The sequence below is a fragment of the Streptomyces sp. NBC_00637 genome (assembly GCF_045161545.1).
In the GTDB taxonomy this organism is placed as follows: domain Bacteria; phylum Actinomycetota; class Actinomycetes; order Streptomycetales; family Streptomycetaceae; genus Streptomyces.
The window spans coordinates 1,893,486-1,915,160 of sequence record NZ_CP109046.1 but is presented as its reverse complement, the minus strand read 5'-3'; the positions used below and the strand labels follow the sequence as shown (position 1 = coordinate 1,915,160).

Annotated in this window: 17 protein-coding genes; 12 read left to right on the top strand and 5 right to left on the bottom strand. The window is 72.7% G+C overall.

The features are described from left to right. The first annotated feature begins 65 nt into the window (after positions 1-65). Entirely contained in the window at positions 66-701 is a 636-nt protein-coding gene (locus OG440_RS08140; protein ID WP_406006164.1) for a Tat pathway signal sequence domain protein, read from the top strand. A 76-nt stretch (positions 702-777) separates the two neighbouring features. On the opposite strand, the gene OG440_RS08135 is transcribed toward OG440_RS08140, so the two are convergent. Next, complete coding sequence (locus OG440_RS08135; RefSeq protein WP_406006163.1) at positions 778-1,713, bottom strand: lytic polysaccharide monooxygenase; 936 nt, start codon at positions 1,711-1,713, stop codon at positions 778-780. Between the two features lie 406 nt (positions 1,714-2,119). On the opposite strand from OG440_RS08135, the gene OG440_RS08130 reads away from it, so the two are divergent. The 4 genes from OG440_RS08130 (at position 2,120) to cyc2 (ending at position 9,070) form a co-directional block, all read left to right on the top strand. Beyond that, the gene (locus OG440_RS08130; protein WP_406006162.1) at positions 2,120-3,928 is read left to right on the top strand and encodes a S8 family peptidase; all 1,809 of its coding nucleotides are present in this window, start codon (positions 2,120-2,122) and stop codon (positions 3,926-3,928) included. A 655-nt stretch (positions 3,929-4,583) separates the two neighbouring features. After that, positions 4,584-5,234 carry a ScbR family autoregulator-binding transcription factor gene (locus OG440_RS08125; RefSeq protein WP_406006161.1) on the top strand — a complete coding sequence of 217 codons (651 nt, stop codon included), beginning with the start codon at positions 4,584-4,586 and terminating at the stop codon, positions 5,232-5,234. A 211-nt stretch (positions 5,235-5,445) separates the two neighbouring features. Next, complete coding sequence (locus OG440_RS08120) at positions 5,446-6,696, top strand: damage-control phosphatase ARMT1 family protein (protein ID WP_406006160.1); 1,251 nt, start codon at positions 5,446-5,448, stop codon at positions 6,694-6,696. A gap of 187 nt (positions 6,697-6,883) precedes the next feature. Continuing rightward, entirely contained in the window at positions 6,884-9,070 is a 2,187-nt protein-coding gene (cyc2, locus tag OG440_RS08115) for a germacradienol/geosmin synthase Cyc2 (RefSeq protein WP_406006159.1), read from the top strand. Between the two features lie 24 nt (positions 9,071-9,094). Here the strand turns inward: cyc2 and OG440_RS08110 are convergent, their stop codons facing one another. Beyond that, the gene (locus tag OG440_RS08110) at positions 9,095-9,826 is read right to left on the bottom strand and encodes a glutamine amidotransferase-related protein (RefSeq protein WP_406006158.1); all 732 of its coding nucleotides are present in this window, start codon (positions 9,824-9,826) and stop codon (positions 9,095-9,097) included. A gap of 94 nt (positions 9,827-9,920) precedes the next feature. On the opposite strand from OG440_RS08110, the gene OG440_RS08105 reads away from it, so the two are divergent. The 4 genes from OG440_RS08105 (at position 9,921) to OG440_RS08090 (ending at position 14,174) form a co-directional block, all read left to right on the top strand. Further along, the gene (locus tag OG440_RS08105; RefSeq protein ID WP_406006157.1) at positions 9,921-10,787 is read left to right on the top strand and encodes a LysR family transcriptional regulator; all 867 of its coding nucleotides are present in this window, start codon (positions 9,921-9,923) and stop codon (positions 10,785-10,787) included. Positions 10,788-10,894: 107 nt separating this feature from the next. Continuing rightward, positions 10,895-11,491: a PDZ domain-containing protein gene (locus OG440_RS08100; RefSeq protein ID WP_406006156.1), complete on the top strand. Its 597-nt coding sequence runs from the start codon at positions 10,895-10,897 to the stop codon at positions 11,489-11,491. Positions 11,492-11,999: 508 nt separating this feature from the next. Continuing rightward, positions 12,000-13,127 carry an aminopeptidase P family protein gene (locus OG440_RS08095; protein WP_406006155.1) on the top strand — a complete coding sequence of 376 codons (1,128 nt, stop codon included), beginning with the start codon at positions 12,000-12,002 and terminating at the stop codon, positions 13,125-13,127. Between the two features lie 48 nt (positions 13,128-13,175). Then, positions 13,176-14,174 (top strand): aminoglycoside phosphotransferase family protein, encoded by a 999-nt coding sequence (locus OG440_RS08090; RefSeq protein ID WP_406006154.1) that lies wholly within the window; start codon positions 13,176-13,178, stop codon positions 14,172-14,174. Between the two features lie 75 nt (positions 14,175-14,249). Here the strand turns inward: OG440_RS08090 and treZ are convergent, their stop codons facing one another. Next, positions 14,250-15,995, bottom strand: coding sequence for a malto-oligosyltrehalose trehalohydrolase (gene treZ, locus OG440_RS08085; protein WP_406006153.1), 1,746 nt, complete (start codon positions 15,993-15,995; stop codon positions 14,250-14,252). A 166-nt stretch (positions 15,996-16,161) separates the two neighbouring features. Between treZ and OG440_RS08080 the strand changes: the two genes are divergently transcribed. The 3 genes from OG440_RS08080 (at position 16,162) to OG440_RS08070 (ending at position 18,902) form a co-directional block, all read left to right on the top strand. Next, positions 16,162-16,713: an FHA domain-containing protein gene (locus tag OG440_RS08080; RefSeq protein ID WP_406006152.1), complete on the top strand. Its 552-nt coding sequence runs from the start codon at positions 16,162-16,164 to the stop codon at positions 16,711-16,713. Positions 16,714-17,121: 408 nt separating this feature from the next. Beyond that, positions 17,122-18,450, top strand: a complete 1,329-nt coding sequence (locus OG440_RS08075; protein WP_406006151.1) for a M14 family zinc carboxypeptidase — start codon at positions 17,122-17,124, stop codon at positions 18,448-18,450. Continuing rightward, complete coding sequence (locus tag OG440_RS08070) at positions 18,447-18,902, top strand: SSI family serine proteinase inhibitor (RefSeq protein WP_406006150.1); 456 nt, start codon at positions 18,447-18,449, stop codon at positions 18,900-18,902. Before OG440_RS08075 ends, OG440_RS08070 begins: the two co-directional genes overlap by 4 nt. A 121-nt stretch (positions 18,903-19,023) precedes the next feature. On the opposite strand, the gene OG440_RS08065 is transcribed toward OG440_RS08070, so the two are convergent. Together OG440_RS08065 and OG440_RS08060 are read right to left on the bottom strand one after the other, a co-directional pair. Further along, positions 19,024-20,274 (bottom strand): M14 family zinc carboxypeptidase, encoded by a 1,251-nt coding sequence (locus OG440_RS08065; protein WP_406006149.1) that lies wholly within the window; start codon positions 20,272-20,274, stop codon positions 19,024-19,026. Between the two features lie 132 nt (positions 20,275-20,406). Further along, the gene (locus OG440_RS08060) at positions 20,407-21,348 is read right to left on the bottom strand and encodes a nitroreductase/quinone reductase family protein (protein WP_406011293.1); all 942 of its coding nucleotides are present in this window, start codon (positions 21,346-21,348) and stop codon (positions 20,407-20,409) included. Positions 21,349-21,675 lie beyond the last annotated feature (327 nt).

Below are 21,675 nucleotides of genomic sequence, written 5' to 3'. Positions count from 1 at the left end.
GCCGGTTCAACCCCCCACCGACCATCCCCCCTGTAGCAAGCCCCACTTGAGAAAGAGGCACCCCCATGCGCACCCGCTCCCTCCTCGCCCTCGCCGGTACCGTCGCCGCCCTCTCGCTCACCGCCGTCACCCCGGCCTCCGCGGCCGGCGCGGTGCTGACCACCGCCAACGGCGACGTCGCCGTCGGTGATGTCCTCAACGCCTCGCTCGCCAGCGGCACGGCCGCGACGCTGTACTCCAGCGCGACCGGTACCAGCGGCGTCTCCTGTGCCACGTCCGCGTTCAGCGCCACCGTCGCCGACAACCCCACCGCGCCGGGTACCGCCACCGAGTCGCTCACCGCGCACTCCTTCGCCAACTGCACCGCGAACGTCGTCGGCGTGCTCGGCGTCACCAGCGTCACGGTCAACAACCTGCCGTACACCACCAGCGTGGCCTCGGACGGCACCGTCACCGTGACCCCGGCGAGCGGCTCCACCATCCAGACCACGGTCGTGCTGCGCACCCTGCTGGGCAGCATCAACTGCGTGTACCAGGCGCCCAGCCTGACCGGCACGGCGAGCAACGCCGACAACAGCATCACCTTCACCAGCCAGCAGTTCGCCAAGACGTCCGGCTCGTCGCTCTGCTTCGCGAACGGCTACTTCACCGCCAAGTACGCCCCGGTGACCGACGCGGGCGCGGCCGTCACCGTCAACTGAACACCGTCACCAGCAACCGAACACCGTCTGCGTGACTGATCGGCCGACGCACAACCGAACGCCGTGTCGACGGAGTTCAGTGCCGACGCAGACGCACGACGAGGGCGGCGCCGCCGGTGAGTACCAACACCGCCGCGGCGCCGCCCGCCAGTAGCGGCGCGGACGGCCCGGAGCCGGCCCCGGTCGTGGACGCCACCGGGGTGCTCTCGGGGGCGGCCGCGGCGGCCCGGTCGGGTGCGGCGTCGGACGCGGTCGACACCGACGGAGCGGCGGACGGTGAACTGGGCGTCGGGCTCGCGGAAGCCGCGGGCGTGGCCGAAACGGGTGCCTTGGTCGTCGGCTTGCTCTCCGGCTTGCTTGGTGAAACCGCTTCCGGGAACACCACGTCCGAGCACGAGTAGTACGTGTCCGGCGTGCTGCTGTTCTGCCAGATCGTGTAGAGCATCTGACGTCCCGTCCGGTCGGCGGGCAGCTTTGCCGTGAAGTGGTAGGCACCGTTCGTCAGCGCCGGATCCTTGACCTCGGCGAACGGACTCGTCGGCAGGTCGGACCAGGTGAGCGGCTTCGACGGGTCGTACCCGGGCTTCGTCAGATACAGCTTGAACGTGCCGGTGTGCGCGATCGTCGACGCGTACGTCATGCGCAGCGTCCCGCCCGGGCTGAGCCGGGTCGACGGCCAGTCGGCGCGGGCGAGGTCGAGTCCCTTGTAGGCGGACAGGCCCCCGCTGCACAGCCGCCCGTCGGGGATGGTCTGCCGGTCGCGGCCGTTCACGTTCGCCACCCGCAGGTTGTCCCACGCGGCGAACGAGGTGCCGTTGGCGTCCACGGCCGCCCGGCAGGCCGCGGTCTTCGCGTCGGCCCCGCCATCGGGGGAGCAGGCGAACACCCGGCTGACCGGATCCGTGGGGGCGCCGTGCGCCTGGGCCGGTGCTGCGGCCCACAGGCCCAGCAGAAGCGGACTCACGGCGGCGGCCGTCAGGGCTGCGGTGCGGTGTGCGGTGGTGCGGGGCATCGGGGACGTCTCCTCGGCCGGCGCGGGAACGGTCTTCGGTCAGTACGGGAATCGGGTCCGGCGCGTTCAGCGCCGTGTCCGGTGGCCGGCGCGCCCCACGGACACGATCAAATCGGGCGTTCGCCGGCCGATCGTGGCCGTCGAGGGTGTGTTTTTGGCCGGATCGAGGGTTTCCCCTGTATCCGGATGACTGATCCTTTGCCTATCGTTCCTGCACAGCCGACCCACAGGTAACCCCGACGGGGTCGGTTCCCGCGCCTGGCCGGCCTTCAGCGCTGCTCTTCGATGCACCCCACGCATTTTTTGACGCACCCGCGCACTTCGATGCACCCCCCTCCGCTTCCCCCCTCGAAGCGAATCGACCGCCGCTCCGCCCTGCCCGGAGCCGGTTACGAAAGGCACCCCCTTGCGCACCTCTCCCGCCCTGAGACGGAAGCTGATATCCGTCGCCGCGGCCTCCGCGGCCCTGCTCACCGCAGCGTCGACCGCTTCGGCCGTCGCCGCCCAGGAAACCGTTTCCCAGGATTCCGCCGTCCTCGCCGCCCAGACCGAGGCGGCGCCCGGCACCCCGGCCGAGCGCCTCATCGTCGGCTACAAGTCCGATGCCGCCGAGGCCAGGTCGAATCCGGCCGCCGAGGCCGACGCCGCCGCCAAGGGCGAGAAGACCGGCGAGGACGTCGACTTCCAGCGCCGTCTCGGCACCGGCGCCGCCCTGGTCGACCTGGGCGGCGACCTGACGAAGACCGATGTCGCCGACGTCGTCGCCCAGTACCGGGCGGACCCGCAGGTCGCCTACGTCGTCCCGGACCGGCTGAACAAGCCGAAGGCCGACCCCAACGACACCGAGTACACCAAGCAGTGGGACCTCTACGAGTCCACCGCCGGTATGAACGTGCCCGCCGCCTGGACCACTTCCACGGGCACCGGTGTCACCGTCGCCGTCATCGACACCGGTTACGTCGCGCACACCGACCTCGCGGCGAACATCGTGGGCGGCTACGACTTCATCGCCGACACCGCGGTCTCCGCGGACGGTGACGGCCGCGACGCCAACCCGGCCGACCCGGGCGACTACTACGCCGCCAACGAGTGCGGCTCCGGCGTCCCGGCCGCCAACTCCTCCTGGCACGGCACCCATGTGGCGGGCACCATCGCCGCCGTCACGAACAACAACAAGGGTGTCGCGGGCATCGCGTACGGCGCGAAGATCTCCCCGGTCCGGGTGCTCGGCAAGTGCGGCGGTTACGACTCGGACATCATCGACGCGATCACCTGGGCGTCCGGCGGCACCGTCTCCGGTGTTCCCGCCAACTCCAACGTCGCCAAGGTCATCAACATGAGCCTGGGCGGCGACGGTGCCTGCACCTCGGCGACCCAGAGCGCGATCACCGCCGCCGTGAACCGCGGTACGACCGTCGTGGTGGCCGCCGGCAACGAGAGCGACAACGTCGCGAACCACTCGCCGGGCAACTGCAACAACGTCATCTCGGTCGCGGCGACCAACCGCACCGGCGCCAAGGCGTCCTACTCCAACTACGGTTCCCTCGTGGACATCTCGGCGCCCGGCGGCCAGACCAGCACCGGCACCGCGAACGGCATCCTGTCCACCCTGAACTCCGGGACCAAGACGCCGTCGAGCGAGTCGTACGCCTACTACCAGGGCACCAGCATGGCCACCCCGCACATCGCGGGCCTGGTCGCGCTGGTCAAGTCGGCGAACTCCGCGCTCACGCCGGCGCAGATCGAGACGGCCATCAAGAACAACGCCCGTGCCCTGCCCGGCGCATGCTCCGGCGGCTGCGGCGCGGGTCTGGCGGACGCGGCCAAGACGGTGCAGGCGGTGAGCGGCTCCGGCGGCTCCACGGGGGGCACCACCTTCTCCAGCACGACAGCGGTCGCGATCCCGGACAACGGTTCCGCCGTCGAGTCCTCGATCGTCGTCAGCGGCCGCACGGGCAACGCCCCGACGGCCCTTCGGGTCGGCGTCGACATCACCCACACCTACCGCGGCGACCTCGTCATCGACCTCGTCGCGCCCGACGGAACCGCCTACCGGCTCAAGGCGGCCAGCTCGTCGGACTCCGCCGACAACGTCAGCACCACCTACTCGGTGAACGCTTCCGGCGAGACCGCCAACGGCACCTGGAAGCTGCGCGTCCAGGACACCGCGGCGCAGGACACCGGGAAGCTCAACAGCTGGCAGCTGACCTTCTGAGGCGACTCGCTGCCCGCCACCTGTGACGAGCGGGCGGGCCGACCGGTGTGGATGGACACCGGCCGGCCCGCCCGCTTTCCGTTCCCCGGTGTTCCCGGTGTTTCCCGGTGTCCCTGGTGTTTCCGGCTGTTCCCGGGTGTTTCTCACTGTTCCTGGGCGTTCCCGCTGTTTCCGGGTGGTTCCCCGCTGTTCCCCGTTGTTCCCCGCGAGGTCGTGAGTCGAGCTCCGGACCACCGGCAAGTACCCAGCGGGGGCAACGAGTTGCCTGTGTGTTTCCAGCCGTTTCCCAGGAAAACAAACCGGACGCCTCGCACCCGGACGCCGCCCGAAAGGTGTGCTCTGTAGGGTGCCGTGGGAATCTCGGTAAGCGGTGACACGTGTAGCCCGGACGTTGCGGCATCCTGTCCTTCAGCTGCTCACAAGCGGAAACCGCGCACCCCGTCTCTTTCGATTACAGCTCGATTATGCCTCCGGTACGTTCTCTGTGGGAGGCTTCCCGTAGCGGGCCAGCGGCGGTGCACAAGTCGGTTGAGGGCAGCGGGCGTCAGAGGTCTCCACTCCATGGCCAATACAGTCGTACCGTGAGCTATTGTGTACGGGGGGTAAGAAAAAACGGCATGACCCGTTCGTTACCGGCCCGGGAGAGTACCAGTCGATGGCGAGGCAGTTACGCGCCGAACAGACCCGCACGACGATCATCACGGCCGCCGCCGATCTGTTCGACCGGCACGGCTACGAGTCGACAAGCCTCAGTGACATCGTCGCGCACGCCCGTGTGACCAAGGGCGCCCTCTACTTCCACTTCGCGGCGAAGGAGGATCTGGCCCACGCCATCATGGAGTTGCAGTCCTCGGCCTCACGCCGGATCGCCGGCGAGATCGACGACCGCGGCTACGCCTCCCTCGAAGCCCTGATACGCCTGACGTTCGCCCTGACGCGGCTGTCGGTCGAAGGACCCATCACCCGGGCCGGTCTGCGGCTCGCCACGGGGGGAGTGGCGGTCCGGCCGCCCTTGTCGCATCCCTTCGTGGAGTTGCTGGACCTGATCTCCCGGCGGCTCGGCGGCGCGCTCAAGGAGTCCGACATCCATCCGGACGTCGACGTCGACGCGGTCGCGCACTCCCTGGTCTGCTTCTTCGTCGGTACCCGGGTCGTCGGCCGCTCCCGCGAACCCGCCGGCCGGTTGCCCCGCCGGATGGCCGAGATGTGGCACGTCCTCATCCGCGGCCTCGTACCGGTACCGCGCCGGCCGCGCTACCTCACCCTCGCGGCACGGCTGGAGCGCGAGGTCATGGCGGTGGTGTGAGGGGTGGGGTGCCTGACCCTCGGCGCTTGCCCGTTGCCGCCTGCCGGTCCGCCGCCTGCCGCCTGCCGGTCCGCCGCCTGCCGCCTGCCGGTCCGCCGCCTGCCGCCTGCCGGTCCGCCGCCTGGTGCCTGGTGAGAGGGGTTCGGGCGCGCGGTCGACGTGAGGGTGACGGTCGGCCCGGGTGGTGTGCCCCCGGGATACGGTGAACCGCATGTCCGACACCCCCGCGCCGCCCGTGATCCTCGGCGACGAACCCGGCTCGTTCCCCCACAGCGTCCTGGCCGAACGGCATCCGGCGATCATCCAGCAGGTGCGGGAGGCGTTTCCGTACGGTCCCGACATTCACCGTCGTCTGGACGCGCTGCTCGACAACTGCACCAAGGGCGTGATCGAACCACCGGCCGCCGACGCGCCCGACCGGGACCGGTGGCGCACCTGGGGTCTCGACGCGTATGCCGGCCGATCCTGGTTCGAGGTGCCCTGGCTCTGGTCCGAGAGCTACTTCTACCGTCAACTCCTGGAAGCTGTGGGCTACTTCGGTACCGGTCCCTGGCGGGGCGTCGACCCGTTCCGCCCCTTCAAACTGGCCGAGCTCAACGCCCCGGAGACCGACGAGGAGTTGACCGCGCTCGACGCCCTGGAGGGCCGTCCGGTGCACGAGCGTGACCGTGCGCTCCTGCACGGGTCCTTGTGGGGCAACCGCGCCGACCTCGGCTTCCGGCTCTCCGACGTCGAGGCGGAGAAGCGGGCCGCCGTGACGGGGTTGGTCGCCGACGACAGCGACGCGCTGTGGTCACTGCTGCCGACTGCGACTGCGACTGCGACTGCGACTGCGACTGCGACTGCGGGTGTGGGTGTGGGTGCGGATCCCGGTCCCGGCACCGGTGCCGGCACCCTGTGCCTGGTTGCCGACAACGCGGGTCGGGAGCTGATCCCCGATCTCCTCCTGGCCGCCCATCTCCTGGCGCACGGGCGGTGCGGCCGCGTCGTGCTGCACGTCAAGCCGTACCCGTACTACGTCTCCGACGCCACCACGGCCGACGTGGTCGACGCGCTGAGGAAACTGACGGCCGCGCGGGGAGCGGCCGCCGACCACGGCCGGCGTCTGTGGGCTGCCATGGCCGACGGCACCCTCACGGTGCGCGCCCATCCCTTCTCCGCCGCACCGCTGCCCTACGCCGCGATGCCGGACGACCTGCGGGCCGAGTTCGCGACGGCTTCTCTGACGATCGTCAAGGGCGACCTCAACTACCGTCGTCTGGTGGGCGACAGCCGCTGGAACCCGACCACCCCGTTCGTCGACGTCACCGCCTACTTCCCCGGCCCGGTTGCGGCCCTGCGCACCCTCAAGTCCGAGGTGATCACCGGTCTGTCCGCCGACACGGAGGCCGCCCTGGTCGCTGCCGAGGGGCAACGCTGGCGCACCGGAGGAACGCACGCGCTGATCCAGGTACGGAAGTGACGCCCACGGACGGGTACCGACCGCTGCCTGCTGCCTGCCGCCCGTGGCCCGACTGCGCCCGGCGGGCGGGCTGCCGACGAATACGCCAAGTCCGGTACGGTTCACGGCTTCCCGCCTGATTCACGCGATGGTGTGATCATGTGTCGCCCCGCGGATGACCGCGCGGACCCCCGGGTAGGGCCCGGCCATGACGCAACCGTTCGAACTCCCGCACTTCTACATGCCGCATCCCGCGCGCCTGAACCCGCACGTCGAGGAGGCGCGGGCCCACTCGACGCAGTGGGCGCGCGACATGGGCATGCTGGAGGGGTCCGGGATCTGGGAGCAGGCCGACCTGGAGGCGCACGACTACGGCCTGCTCTGCGCCTACACCCACCCCGACTGTGACGGTCCCGCGCTGTCGCTGATCACCGACTGGTACGTGTGGGTGTTCTTCTTCGACGATCACTTCCTCGACATGTTCAAGCGCACCCCGGACCGGGCAGCCGGCAAGGCGCACCTGGACCGGCTGCCGTTGTTCATGCCGCTGGACCTGTCGACGCCCGTGCCCGAGCCCCGCAATCCGGTCGAGGCGGGCCTCGCGGACCTGTGGACGCGCACGGTGCCGGACATGTCGCAGGACTGGCGTCGCCGCTTCGCCGTGGCGACGGAACACCTGCTCAACGAGTCGATGTGGGAACTGTCCAACATCAACGAGGGGCGGATCGCCAATCCCGTCGAGTACATCGAGATGCGCCGCAAGGTGGGCGGGGCGCCCTGGTCGGCGGGGCTCGTGGAGTACGCGACCGCCGAGGTGCCGGCCGCCGTCGCCGGGTCGAGGCCCCTGCGGGTGCTGATGGAGACCTTCTCCGACGCCGTGCACCTGCGCAACGACCTGTTCTCCTACCAGCGCGAGGTGGAGGACGAGGGCGAGAACAGCAACGGTGTGCTCGTTCTGGAGACGTTCTTCGGCTGCACCACGCAGGAGGCCGCCGACACCGTCAACGACATTCTCACCTCCCGCCTCCACCAGTTCGAGCACACCGCGTTCACCGAAGTGCCCGCGGTGGCCCTGGAGAAGGGCCTCACGCCCGACGAGGTCCTCGCGGTCGCCGCCTACACCAAGGGCCTGCAGGACTGGCAGTCCGGCGGCCACGAGTGGCACCTGCGCTCCAGCCGCTACATGAACGAGGGCGCCACCTCCGTGGCCCCCTGGCAGAGGCTCGCGGGGCCCCACACGTCCGCCGCCGACGTCGGCGCGTTGCTCGCCTCGGCCGCCGCGGAACGCCTGAGGGCGTACGCACACGTGCCGCACCAGAAGGTCGGCCCGTCGCTGCTGCCCGACTTCCACATGCCCTACCAGGTGGCGTTGAGCCCGCACCTCGAAGCGTGCCGTCCGCGTCTGAAGGCCTGGATGCACCGAACCGGCATGTTGGAGGAGGGCGTCTGGGACGAGGACAAACTCGCCGCCTACGACCTGCCGCTGTGTTCGGCCGGCCTCGACCCGGACGCGACCGCGCACGCGCTCGACCTCAGCGCGGCGTGGCTCGCCTGGGGCACCTACGGCGACGACTACTACCCGCTCGTCTTCGGGAACCGTCGCGATGTGGCCGCCGCCCGGCTGACCACGACCCGGCTGTCCGCCTGCATGCCCGTCGACGGCGAGCAGCCGCCCGTCGTCCCCGTGAACGCCATGGAGCGGGGCCTGATCGACCTGTGGGTGCGCACCACCGGCGACATGACCCCCGACCAGCGGCGCACCCTGCGCGACGCGGTCGACGTCATGACCGAGAGCTGGGTGTGGGAGCTGTCCAACCAGCTCCAGAACCGGATCCCCGACCCGGTCGACTACCTGGAGATGCGCCGCGCCACCTTCGGCTCCGACCTCACGCTGAGTCTGTGCCGGATGGGCCAGGGCCCCGCCGTCCCACCGGAGGTCTACCGCAGCGGTGTCGTCCGCGCGATGGAGAACGCGGCCGTGGACTACGCGTGCCTCACCAACGACGTGTTCTCGTACCAGAAGGAGATCGAGTACGAGGGCGAGATGCACAACGCGATCCTCGTCGTGCAGAACTTCTTCGGCTGCGACTACCCGACCGCGCTCGGTATCGTCCACGACCTGATGACCCAGCGCATGCAACAGTTCGAGCATGTCGTCGCGCACGAACTGCCGGTCCTGTACGACGACTTCGGCCTCTCGCCCGAGGCGCGTGAGGCGATGGGGAACTATGTCGCCGATCTTCAGAACTGGCTGGCGGGCATTCTGCACTGGCACCGCGAGGTCGACCGCTACAAGTCCGGGTACCTGGCACGCCGCACCCACGGCTTCCTGCCGGACCTCGCGCCACCGGCACCGCTGACCCACCTGTCGGTCTCCGCGCTCTCCCCCAGCTGACGTTCCGTCACGGCAGACGTCCTTTCACAACTGCCGTTCCTTGCGGGAGGCGTGCTCGACGGCGGCTCGTGCCAGTGCCCGGACGATCGGGTGCGGGCGCGAGCCGTCGCCGGACAGCTCCGGCTGGAAGAGGGACGCCAGGAAGAAGGGGTGGCCCGGCAGTTCGGCCATCCGGACCTGGCCCTCCTCGTCGTGGCCCGAGAAGAACAGGCCATGGGCGCGCAGGGTGTCGAGGTGGCGGGAGGGGCCGTACGCGCAGAAATAGCGCTCGACCGTGCGCTCGGAGCCGATGACGGACTGGGCGAGCGAGCCCGGTTCGATCGTGACGACGCCCTCGTGGCCGACGAGGGAACAGGCCAGGGGCTCGATGAGCGGGTCGTCCGCCTCCGGGTCGTTCTCGGCGTGTGCCGCCCGCGACAGTCCGCAGACGTTGCGGGCGTACTCCAGGAGTGCGTGCTGGAAGCCGCCGCAGGTGCCGAGGAACGGAATGCCCTCCTCGCGCGCCGTGCGGATCGCGGACAGGACGCCCGTCTCGCTGCGGTACGGGCTGCCCGGCACCACCCACACCGCGTCGAACCCACGCACGGCGCCCTCGGCCTCCGCCTCCTCGGAAGGGATCCAGTAGGCGTCCAGGACCAGCCGGTCCCGGGTGGCGAGCGCGTCCAGCAGGACGGGGACGCGGCTGTGCGAGACGACGTTCGGGGAGCGGTCGCCGACCAGGGCGGCCTTGGCGATCTGAGCTGCGGTGTCGGTCATGCCTCTCATCCTCGGGGTGGCCCCGACTTCACGTCCAACGATCATTCCTGCACTCTCGATAAGCAGAACTGATGGGACCTGCGACCCTGGGCGCATGGACCCGCATCTGCTGCGCACCTATGTCGCCGTCGCGCGGCTCGCCTCCTTCTCCGAGGCCGCCCGCGAGCTCGGCTACACCCAGTCCGCCGTGTCCCAGCACATCGCGGCCCTCGAACAGGACCTCGGCGCGCCCCTGCTCAGCCGTCGGCCCGTCCACCCCACCGCGGCCGGCGAGCGGCTGCTCGAACACGCGGGGCCGCTGCTGCTGCGCCTGGAGGCGGCCCGCGCGGACGTCGTCCGGATCGCCTCGGCGCCCGCGTACGGGCTGACCCTGGCCGGCTCGCCGACGGCGCTCGGCCCGGCCGCCCTCGCCGTGCTGCCGCCCGCAGGGGTGACGCTGCGGGTGCTCGGTCGTGAGGACGTCTGCGCCGCCGTCGCCGACGGGACGGCCGACGTGGGCCTCGTCGACGGTCTGGCCGCGCCCAGCGATCCGCTCCGGCTGCCCGATGTCGCGCCGCTGACCACGCACGGCGTCGGCGAGGAGCCGGTCAGTGTGCTGCTGCCCGCCGCCCATCCGCTGGCCCGGCCCGACGGCCTGAGCCTCGGGGACCTCGCCGATGCCCGCTGGCTGGACGCCCCCGACGCCGGGCTGCCGCTGCCTCAGCTGCGGGCCGCGAACGGCGGCCACGGCTTCCGCCCCGCCCTGCGCTACGACGGCACCGACGTCCGCGCCCTGACCGCCCTGGTCGCCGCCGGACACGGCCTCACCCTGCTGCCCCGGTCGGTGGCGGCCGGCCTGCCGGGCACGGCCGCCGTCCCGGTCACCGCGCCCCGGGTGGTCCACCGGACCGAACTCGTGTACGCGGGTACGCCGTCGGGTGCGGCGCGGACGCTGGTGGATGCGCTGTCCACCGGCCCGTGACCTGCGGGGCGGCCGACCCGTACCGCCGCCGACGCTCGGTCAGTCTCACTCGTTCGTGGCTCGTGGTGCGCCGGTGCGCCGGGTAGAGCACCAGCCGGAGGCGAACCATGGAACAGACAGCGTTGCGTCCCAAGCCGATGCCCGGTTCCGAACCCGTCGGCAGTACCGGGCCGGGCGGCCAGGGCCAGGGCCGGCGCCCGCACGCCGCGCGCCGCCGCGGCCGACGGCTGACGAGCCTGCTGTGCGGCCTGTTCGCCGGCACCGTCCTGGTCCTGTCCGGCGTCGGACTCGGCACCGTGGGGGCGACCGTGATCGGCATGAGCAGACTGGCCGAGCTTCAGCGGCAGGCGGGGCCGGGCGGCCCGGGCGCACCGGTCGGCGCGTCCGCTCCGGTCCGGCCGAGCCCGTCCGGACCGGCCGAGCCGTCCCCACGCGTGCCGGATGCCGCCCTGGGTCTCGAGGCCGTGGACGCGGAGAGGACGGGTGCCGAGATCGTCGCCGTCCACATCCCGGGCCCCGGCTACACGGCGGGCCTGGTCCGCGGTGACGTCCTGCTGAGGTTCGGCGGCACCGAGATCGACTCGGCGACGGACCTCGCCCGTGCCGTCGACGAGGCCCGCCCCGGCAAGCAGATCAAGGTGACGGTGCGACATCGCGGCGGCGGATTCGGAAGGGTGACGGTGATCCCCGGCGTCGTCACGTGAAAGGCGTCCACGAGGTCACCGCCCGCACCATCCGCACCGCCCGCACCATCCGCACCACCCGTACTGCCCGCACCACCCGTACACCGACGCCCAGTCGCCGCCCCCGCCGGGCCAAAGCAGCGACCGGGGCAGGCCGAGCCGCAGCCGCAGCCAGCCCTAGCCCCAGTCGGAACCGCTCGAGGTGACCTCACCACTGGCTGAGCGAGGGGGAGCGGGCAGTCACCCAACCGACCGGCGACGCGACGGACCACTTCCCCGGGCACGGCCGTCCCCGCGCCCCCACGACCCCGAGGCGTGCCGGCGCCCGGAGCGGGTCACCGGCGGGTTCCCGCTGCTTGTCGGCCCGCGGACGGCCCCGGACGGCCGACCCGGGCCGGTCGCCCGACCGAAACCCGCGTCGACCGGCTCGCGCGACCCCCGCCGTAAGGGCAGGATGCTGCCGTGACCGTCATGGTGGCACCACCATGCCCGTCACACCTCAGGCGTCACATCCTTCTGGGAGGCCCGGATGACCGGCACCGCCACCGCGCCCTTCAGCGCCGACGACTACCGCTCCCGTATGGAGCGGGCCGCGCGCGAGGCCGCCGACGCCGGACTCGCCGGACTGCTCGTGGCACCCGGGCCCGACCTCGTATGGCTCACCGGCTACGCGCCCACCGCCGCCACCGAACGCCTCACCCTGCTCGTCCTCACCCCCGGCCGGGACCCCGTCCTCGTCGTGCCGACGCTGGAGGCCCCCGACGCCGCGAAGGCGGTCGGCGCCCCGGCGCTCACCCTGCGGGACTGGACCGACGGCAAGGATCCCTACGCGGCGACCGCCGCCCTCCTCGACACCGGTGGCCGGTTCGGGATCAGCGACAACGCCTGGGCGATGCATTTGCTGGGCCTCCAGCAGGCTCTGCCCGCCACCTCCTACGCCTCGCTCACCGAGGCCCTGCCGATGCTGCGCGCGGTCAAGGACGCGGCGGAGCTGGAGCTGATGGCGGCCGCGGGAGCGGCCGCGGACGCGACGTTCGAGGAGATCCGCAAGGTCCCCTTCGCCGGGCGGCGGGAGACGGAGGTCGGCGCCGACCTCGCCGGGCTGCTGCGCCGGTTCGGGCACTCCCAGGTCGACTTCACCATCGTCGCCTCCGGGCCGAACGGCGCCAACCCGCACCACGAGGTCGGCGACCGGGTCATCGAACACGGCGACATGGTCGTCCTGGACTTCGGCGGGCTCAAGGACGGCTACGGCTCCGACACCTCCCGCACCGTGCACGTCGGCGAACCCACCGACGAGGAGCGCCGGGTCCACGACCTGGTGCGCGAGGCCCAGGAGGCGGGCTTCAGGGCGGTGCGGCCGGGCGTCGCCTGCCAGGAGGTCGACCGGGCGGCCCGCGCGGTCATCGCCGACGCCGGCTACGGCGAGTACTTCATCCACCGCACCGGCCACGGCATCGGTGTCACCACCCACGAGCCGCCGTACATGATCGAGGGCGAGGAGCGGCCCCTCGTGCCGGGCATGTGTTTCTCCGTGGAGCCCGGGGTGTACCTGCCGGGCCGGTTCGGCGTGCGGATCGAGGACATCGTCACCGTCACCGAGGACGGCGGCCGCCGTCTCAACGACACCACCCGCGAGCTGGTCATGGTGGACTGATCCGCCTCCACGAGTACCGGCATCCATCCGAACGGCGACGGCGCGACCATGACCCAGGCACCGACACCCACCGCGGACACCGTCCGCCGGCTCGTCCGCGCGCTCCTCGACGAGGGCGGCGCGAGCGGCTCCGGATGGGAGGTACGGCCCGTCGTCGAGGGCGCGGCGCCCTCCACGTGGTGGGTCGGCACCCGCCATGTCATGCGGCTGGCGACCGACCGTGAGACGTCCCTGCGCCGCCGCCGCGAACTGCGGTTGCGCGACCTCGTCCGTCCGCACGTCCCGGTCGCCGTGCCCACCAGCGTCGCGCACGGCGAGTGGTCGCCCGGCCTGATGTACACCCTCGACACCAAGCTGCCGGGCGGCACCGCCGAGGAGCACGACGTGTCGGCCGTCGGCGAGGCCGACCTCGCCGGACTGCTCCGCGGGCTGCGCGAGGTGCCGCCCCGGCAGGCCGAGGCGCTCGGCGTGCCGCGAACCGCCCCGCGTTCCCTGGAGGCGCTGCGCCGGATGGCCGTGGCCGCCGCCGAACGCCTGGCCCGCGCCGACGAGTTCGACCCCGCCCGCCTGCACCAGCTCACCTCGCCCGGCGCGGCCCAGCTCGCCGCCCAGCCCGGCACCGCCGTCCTCGTCCACCACGCCCTGCGGGGCGAGCACCTCGTGGTGAGCGCCGACGGCCGGGTGCGCGGTGTCCTCGACTGGACCGGCGCGGTCCTCGGCGATCCCGCCGAGGACATCGCCGGGCTCGCCCTCGCCGTCGGTTCCGGCGCCGCCGTCCGCGCCGCCACGCTCGCCGGATACGGAGCCCGTCCCTGCCTGCGCGGCCTGTGGCTCGCCCGCTGCGACACCGTTCTCCGCCTCGCGGATCGCCTCACCGGCCGCCCCGCCGCAAGCACCGGCGCAAGCCCCGCCGGCCCACGGGACGCTGAAGCGCTCGCCCTCCCGCGGGTCCAGCTGGCACGGGCCTGGGAGGCGATCCTGCTGGAGCGGGTGACGGAGTTCCGCGAGGAGGAGGGGGAGGGCGGCGGCGCCGGCGACGAGGGATGAGGGGCCGACGGCCAGGAGCGTCGGGGGGCCGGGGGAGGGGCCACGCGCGGGCGGTGGCGGGCCCCGACGTTTCCCTCAGTCCTGCTCCAGCACCACGCACGACTCGCCGGACACTTGCAACAGCCCGTCCCGGCCCGGGACGTCGACCGGGTCCCAGGTGGCGAGTACGCGGGCCGGGCGCGGGCCCAGGGGGATCGCCGCCGGGTCCTTGCCGAGGTTGACGGCCACCCGGACGTCACCGCGCCGGAACGCCAGCCAGCGGGCCTGCGCGTCGTACGCGACCTTGATGTCGGCCAGATCCGGGTCGGTGAGGTCCGCGGTCGTGTGCCGCAGAGCGATCAGCTCGCGGTACCAGGCCAGCACGCGCGCGTGAGGCTCGCGTTCCGGCTCGGACCAGTCCAGGCACGAGCGCTCACGGGTCGCCGGGTCCTGCGGGTCGGGCACGTCCTCCTCGGCCCAGCCGTGCGCCGCGAACTCCCGCCGCCTGCCCCGCCGTACGGCCTCGGCGAGCTCCGGGTCGGTGTGGTCGGTGAAGTACTGCCAGGGCGTGCCCGCCGCCCACTCCTCGCCCATGAAGAGCATCGGCGTGAACGGCGCGGTCAGGGTCAGCGCGGCCGCGCAGGCCAGCAGCCCGGGGGAGAGGGAGGCCGAGAGACGGTCCCCCTGGGCGCGGTTGCCGATCTGGTCGTGGGTCTGGCCGTACCCGAGGAGCCGGTGCGCGGGCAGCCGGGCGCGGTCCAGCGGGCGGCCGTGGCGCCGGCCGCGGAAACCGGAGTACGTGCCGTCGTGGAAGAAGCCGCCGGTGAGGGTCTTGGCGAGGGCGGCGAGCGGAGCGCGCGCGAAGTCGGCGTAGTAGCCCTGGGACTCGCCGGTGAGCGCGGTGTGCAGGGCGTGGTGGAAGTCGTCGTTCCACTGCGCGTGCAGCCCCAGACCGCCCGACCGGCGGGGCGTGATCAGCCGCGGGTCGTTCAGGTCGGACTCGGCGACCAGGAACAGCGGCCGGCCGGTCTCCGCGGCGAGGGCGTCCACCGCCGCCGACAGCTCCTCCAGGAAGTGGCACGCGCGCGTGTCCGCCAGCGCGTGGACCGCGTCCAGCCGCAGCCCGTCGAGCCGGTAGTCGCGCAGCCAGGCCAGCGCACTGCCCAGCAGATAGGCCCGCACCTCGTCCGAGCCGGGCGCGTCCAGGTTGATGGCGGCGCCCCACGGCGTGTGGTGGGTCTCCGTGAAGTACGGGCCGAATTCGGGCAGATAGTTGCCGGACGGGCCCAGGTGGTTGTGCACCACGTCCAGGACGACACCCAGACCGAGCGCGTGGGCCCGGTCGACGAACCGCTTGAGCCCCTCCGGACCGCCGTACGGCTCGTGCACCGCCCACGGCGACACCCCGTCGTACCCCCAGCCGTGCCGGCCGGGGAACGCGCACAAGGGCATCAACTCGACGTGGGTGATGCCGAGTTCGGCGAGATGCCCGAGGCGCTCCGCGGCCGCGTCCAGCGTGCCCTCGGGGGTGTACGTGCCCACGTGCAGTTCGTACAGGACCGCGCCCGGCAGTGGACGGCCCGACCACGGCGTACGCCACTCGTGACGGGCCTGGTCGACGACCGCGCTCAGCCCGTCCGGGCCGTCCGGCTGACGGCGGGAGCGCGGATCGGGGCGGACGGGTCCGCCGTCCACCGCGAACCCGTACCGCGTGCCGTCCGCGGCCTCCGCCTCACCGGTCCACCACCCCGCCCGCTCCGGATCGCGCTCCAGCGCGCGGGTGACGTCCTCGCACTGGAGCGTCACACGTTCGGCTTGCGGTGCCCACACCTCGAACTGCACGGACGGTTCCCCTTCGTCTGCTCACCGTGATGTAGCCCGTCGCACTCCATCGTGCTCCACCCGAGGTCAATCCGCTTTTGGAACACTCCCATTGGCGGCACGGGGGCGTGCCGGGCGTTTTCGCGTCTTCTGGACACCCGGAGCCCGCTGACCGACAATCACCACCGTGACGTCGTCTTTCGAGTTCAACACGTACCCCGCGCGGCTGACCGACGCGGAGCGCGACCGGGCGCTGAAGGTGCTGCGTGACGGCGTCGCCATGGGGCGACTGTCGCACGACACGTTCATCCGGCGCATGGAGCTGGCCCTGGTGGCCCGCCGCTCCGACGAGCTCGCCGTCCTCACCGCCGACCTTCCCCGGGAGAGCCGGCTCTCCCGGGTCGTCTTCGGCAGCGTCGAGGCGGTCTCCGGCTTCACCGTCCGGCTGCGCAGGGCCTGGCAGGCCGAGCGGCTGCCCAAGCTGCTGCTGCCGCACCCGGGCACCGAGAGCGCGCTGCGCATCGGCCGCGATCCCGCGAGCGGCCTCAGACTGACCCACGACAGCGTCTCGCGGGTGCACGCCGAACTCAGCCGTCAGGGCGGGATGTGGGTGCTGCGCGACCTCGGCTCCACCAACGGCACCACGGTCAACGGACGGCGTGTCATCGGCGCGGCCGTGGTCCGCGAGGGCGACCAGGTCGCCTTCGGCCGCATGGCCTTCCGCCTCTCGACGAACTGACCCCCTCGCCCTGCCGATCGCCGGCCTGCCCGCTCCGCCGACCCGCTGGCCCTGCCGAGCCGGGCCCGCCCGAGCCGCCTCCCCGCCGACCGGGTCGCCCGCTCCGCCGACCCGCTCGGTCCGGCCTGTGCGCCTCCGCCACCCCGGCACCCCGCCCCCCGAACGCCCCGGCGCCCGTGCTCGGTCCGTCGGCCCGGATGCGGCCCGTCGAACCGTGGCGTTCCGGCGGGCCGACGAGACCCCTGGGCTCGCCCCACTCACCACGGTCCGCTCAAGTACCCACGCCTATCGCGGTGTTGACGAACCCCCGGCCCATGACTCACTGTGCGTACACCAGACACGCCCGGTGAACCGACGGCGCCGCCCTGTGGGAGGTGTGCCCTGCCGCCCCTCCTGCGCTACCCGACCGTGGACGAACTCGCGGCCCGCGCGGCCGCGCTCGCCGTACGTGGTTCCGGGGACGTCCGGCTGCGCCGCGTCGGGGTCTCGCGCGCGGGTTCGCCGCTGTGGCTGCTGTCCGTCGGCCGGGGCACCCGCCAGGCGCTGGTCGTCGCCGGACCGCACGCCAACGAGCCCGTCGGCGGCGCCACCGTCCTGCGGCTGGCCGAACGCGTCCTCGCCGACCCGCGGCTCACCGTCGGCGCGGACGCCACCTGGAACCTGCTGCTCTGCCTCGACCCCGACGGCCTGCGCCGCAACGAGGGCTGGCTGACCGGCCCCTACAGCCTCGGCCGCTACTTCCGTCACTTCTTCCGGCCCGGGTTCCTTGAGCAGCCCGAGTGGCTGCCCGACGGCGCGGCAGCCGCCGCGCTGCCGGAGACCCGCACGCTGCTGCGTCTCCAGGACGAACTGAAACCCTTCCTCCAGTGCTCGCTGCACGGTGTCGACGTCGGCGGAGCCTTCGTGGAACTCACCCGCGACCTCCCCGGGCTCTCGCGCCGCGTCGCCCACGCCGCCGCCCGCCTCGGCATCCCCCGCGAACTCGGGCCCTACGACACCCTGTACTGGCCGCGCCTCGGACCCGCCGTCTACCGGATCCCGCCGCCGCGCCCGCGTGATCTGGCCGCCGCCATCACCGAGGCCGCCGTCGAGTCGACCTGGTACCACCCGCACCGGCACGGGACGGTCACCGCGGTCGTCGAGGCGCCCATGTGGGGCGTCGCCGCCGTCGAGGACGGCTCCCCGCCCGCCGACCGGGACGCCGTACTGCGTGCCGTGAGCTCTGCCCTGCGCCATGACGCACAGTCGCTGGAACGTATCCTCGCGCGGGTGCGGCCCCACCTCGCCGCCACCTCCGACACCGCGCGTCTGCTCGCCCCGGTCGACGACTATTTACTGGTCTGCCCCGGTCTCGCGGACGCCTGGGACCCGGCCACCGCCGACCCCACCCGCCCCCTGCCCCCGCTCAGCACCGCCCATCTGACCGCCCTGCGCATCGCCGGCCGCCGGATCGCCGTCCGGACGGCGGGCCTGCTGCACCAGCTGGTCACCGCCACCGGACGCGATGTCGCCGGCGTGCTGCCGGAACTGGACGGGCTCATCGACGCGTGGTGCGCCGCGTATCAGCAGGAGTGCGGGGCGCGGTGGATTCCCGTCGCGCGCCAGGCGGAGTACCAGGCGCGGGTCGTGTTCGCCGCGTTCGAGCTGGCCGGCCGCCGTGCCGCCGAGCCCGCCGGTGCCCGTTCGGGTGAGTCGGACTGGGGTACACAGCCGGCCGTGCCGATGCATCGGGAATGACGTACTTCCTCACCTGTCTCCGCCCGGCGAAAGCCGTACGGCGCGCGCTCCCGGCCGCGGCCGCCCTCCTGCTCGCCGTCGGCGCCGCTCCGGCCCTGGCCGCCTCCCACGACGCCCTTCCCGGCAACTGGCTCCAGCTCACGGTCACCCGCGGCGACGCCCGCTCCAGCGACACCCGGGGCACCCTGCTGCTGTGCGACCCGCCGCAGGGTCATTCCCGCGCCGCGGAGGCCTGCGACGTCCTGGCGCAGGCCGACGGCAACGTCGACGCCCTCCCCGCGGACGGCAGCCGCATCTGCCCGCTCGTGTACGCGCCGGTGACGGTGCGCGCGCAGGGGCAGTGGAACGGGCGCCCGGTCGACTACCAGCACACCTTCGGCAACGACTGCGAGCGGGAGGCGCTGACGGGAGCGGTCTTCGCCCTGGACGACCAGGAGGTCCCCGAGGTCTGACCCGGGCGAAGCGGTGGCCGCGCCCACCCGCGCGTGCCGGCGGCCACCGCCCCGCCCGTCGCCCCTGTCGCTCCGCCCGTCGCCCCCGTCGCCTCGCCCGTCGTCCCTGCCGCCTCGCCCGTCATGCCGCTCGCTCGCGCGCGTGCAGGGCCGCCGCGACGACCGTGCGGGACTGGTGCTCGACCTGGTGCTCCAAGGGCACCCAGCGGGCCCGGAAGCGACAGGCGAAGGAGTCGCTCCAGGTCTCCACGAGCTGTTCCAGACGTGGGGCGGCGTGGTCGTCGCTCTCCTGGAGGACCCGCCACAGCATCGCGGCCGCCCGCAGCGGCAGCCGGCGGGCGAAGGCGTCCACACTGCCGACGTACGCCATCGTCGTGTCGGCGGGCGGGGTGTCCGTCCAGTCCGCGGCCAGTCCCGGCACCAGCTCCAGCGCCCACTTCGCCGCCCGCAGCAGGGGCCCGTCCACGCCCTCCAGCCGCGGCAGCGCCTCGACCAGTACCCGCTCCACCTCCGTGGAGTCCCGCAGCAGCCGCCGCGCCAGCCGTCGAATCGCCGCGGCCGGGGCCGGATGCGGAGCAGGGTCGTCCACCATGTCGCTCGCCCACATCGGCACCTCCACCACCGCGGTCAGACCGCCGTAGCGATGGGCGTGGTACCAGGTGCTGTGCCGTGCGTCGTCCGGCATGCTCGGGTACGCCGCCTCCGTGCCGGCGGCCGGCATGACGTGCACGCCGGGCCCCGACGCGGGCCAGCCCGCCGCGTCGGACGCGCCCGTCTCCACCGGGATGTGCAACTGGGCGGCCGACTTGACGAACGGCTCGGCGAGACCCGGGATGTCCTTGGTCAGCTGCACCCAGCTGCCGCCCAGATCGGTGCCGTGCAGCGTCACCTGGAGGTAGGGCCGCAGCTCGTCGATGACCCGGGTCAGCGCGCGCGTCTCGGGAGGCAGCCGGTCCGGCGGCAGGACCGCGGGGGACCACTCCGGCTGCTCCGGACCGGCGGGCCGGAAGAAGCCGAGGTGGTACTCCAGCAGGCTGCGCGGCGCCGGGGTCACATGCAGGCTCGCCCCGTCGGGGTCCGCGCACAGCAGGAAGTGCCAGGACGTGCCGTCCCGCAACTCCCTTTCCTGTACGACCCGTTCGGCGAGCGCCAGCAGCGTCGAGCCCCCGGTCGGCTCGTTGGCGTGGGCACCCGCGACGACGAGCACGGCCCGTCGGGCGTGTCCCACGGACAGCAGGTGCAGGGGCCGGCCCGCACGGGAGACCCCCACCTGCCGCAGTGTGCACATTCCGTGCTCATGTGCGACCAACGCCCGCACAGAGAAAGTCAGTTCGGTCACAGTGGGGTAGCGCAGCTCCGGCAGGAGACTCACCCCCGTATTCGTCCGCCCGGCCGTTGCATCCGCAGTACCCCACGGTCGCTGAGAACTGTCAAGAACGCCTGGGGGGAGGCTCCGGGGAGCGCTCGGATGCGCGCGCCGGCGGAGGGTACGACGGTCCGGCCTTCACTCCCCGTGGGCCCTCCCGGCTCCGGCAGGCCCCGCGGGCGGGGCCGGAGGCCAGGGAATCCGAGCGAGGAGCGGGACGATCGTCTCCTCCTCGAAGTCGAGGTGTGCGTTCAACTCCCTTGACATGGCGTCCAGTTCCCTACGGAAGCGCTCCGGTTCGGCGATCGCGACGCCCGCCAGCAGGGTCACCAGTTCGTCCTGGATGCGCGTGACCGTGCGGTGTTCCTCGGCGAGCCGGGCGAAGGCGCCGGCCAGGTCGGGATGGTGTCGGGCCATCGTGGGGAACACATGTGCGTCCTCGCTGGCGTGGTGGAACCGCAGCGCCTGACAGAACGCCAGGCAGCGCTGCCGGATCTGTAGCCCCAGGCCCGGGGCGGGCGGCTCACCGGGCCCCTCGTGGGCCGCGCGGGCGGCGAAATGGGCGTCGGCCTGCGCCGCCACCTGACGCAACTGGCCGCGCAGCCAGGTGTGTACCTCCATGATCTTGTCGGCGAGGGTGCGGACCTCGCGGGGGCCTTCCCAGCCGTCGGGTTCGGCGGGTTCCAGCACGACGACCGGCAGGAGGCGGGTGGTGCGGGCCTGGTGGGCGCCGTATCCGGGGGCCGTCCGCGCGGCATGCGCGAAGAGTTCCTCGCGCCGGGCCCCCTCGGCGGGGACCGCGAGGGCCTGGAAGGTGTCGGTGCCGAGCTCCACGCGCACCACGGGGTGGGCGAGCAGGTCGCGGTACCACTCGGGGTGGCTCGGGTCACCGGGGTCGGCGCCGACGACCAGCAGTGAGTCGCCGTGGCGGACGTAGCCGAGCGGAGTGGTCCGTTCGGCCCCCGACTCGGCTCCGGTGGTCGTCAGCAGGAGCAGGTGAGCCCCTTCGAAGGGGCCGTCGGCCTTCCCGCCGTGGGCGCGGAACTGCTCGATGACGGATTCATTGAACGACGTGGGCATGGGGTGGGTCTCTCCGGAGGTCATGGTGAGCGTGCACGCGGCAGCCGGCAGCCGGCAGTCGACGTCGACGGTCGCGGCGGCGCGCGGCACGGGCCCGGGGCACGCGGGACGGCGCCGGGCCAAGGTGAGGGAAAGCAGATGGAGGAAGCGCCCATGGAGAAGGCGCACATGGAGGAAGCGCACACAGGTAGCGCGCGGAGGAGGTGCGGAAGAGAGGCAGCGCACGACGGAAGGCCGAAGCCGACGCGTGCGTCGGCGCTGTGTCAGTTCCGGGGCGCGGAGTGTGAACTCATGGCGTATCCCTCGGAGAAGGGTGTTCGCCCGACT

Excerpts from the sequence above, each read along its gene's own strand:
- OG440_RS08105 (WP_406006157.1), top strand. The coding sequence starts at position 9,921 with ATGGACCCGCATCTGCTGCGCACCTATGTCGCCGTCGCGCGGCTCGCC.
- OG440_RS08090 (WP_406006154.1), top strand. The coding sequence starts at position 13,176 with ATGACCCAGGCACCGACACCCACCGCGGACACCGTCCGCCGGCTCGTC.
- OG440_RS08060 (WP_406011293.1), bottom strand. The coding sequence starts at position 21,348 with ATGCCCACGTCGTTCAATGAATCCGTCATCGAGCAGTTCCGCGCCCAC.
- OG440_RS08110 (WP_406006158.1), bottom strand. The coding sequence starts at position 9,826 with ATGACCGACACCGCAGCTCAGATCGCCAAGGCCGCCCTGGTCGGCGAC.
- OG440_RS08120 (WP_406006160.1), top strand. The coding sequence starts at position 5,446 with ATGTCCGACACCCCCGCGCCGCCCGTGATCCTCGGCGACGAACCCGGC.
- OG440_RS08100 (WP_406006156.1), top strand. The coding sequence starts at position 10,895 with ATGGAACAGACAGCGTTGCGTCCCAAGCCGATGCCCGGTTCCGAACCC.
- OG440_RS08095 (WP_406006155.1), top strand. The coding sequence starts at position 12,000 with ATGACCGGCACCGCCACCGCGCCCTTCAGCGCCGACGACTACCGCTCC.
- cyc2 (WP_406006159.1), top strand. The coding sequence starts at position 6,884 with ATGACGCAACCGTTCGAACTCCCGCACTTCTACATGCCGCATCCCGCG.
- OG440_RS08070 (WP_406006150.1), top strand. The coding sequence starts at position 18,447 with ATGACGTACTTCCTCACCTGTCTCCGCCCGGCGAAAGCCGTACGGCGC.
- OG440_RS08140 (WP_406006164.1), top strand. The coding sequence starts at position 66 with ATGCGCACCCGCTCCCTCCTCGCCCTCGCCGGTACCGTCGCCGCCCTC.
- OG440_RS08135 (WP_406006163.1), bottom strand. The coding sequence starts at position 1,713 with ATGCCCCGCACCACCGCACACCGCACCGCAGCCCTGACGGCCGCCGCC.
- OG440_RS08125 (WP_406006161.1), top strand. The coding sequence starts at position 4,584 with ATGGCGAGGCAGTTACGCGCCGAACAGACCCGCACGACGATCATCACG.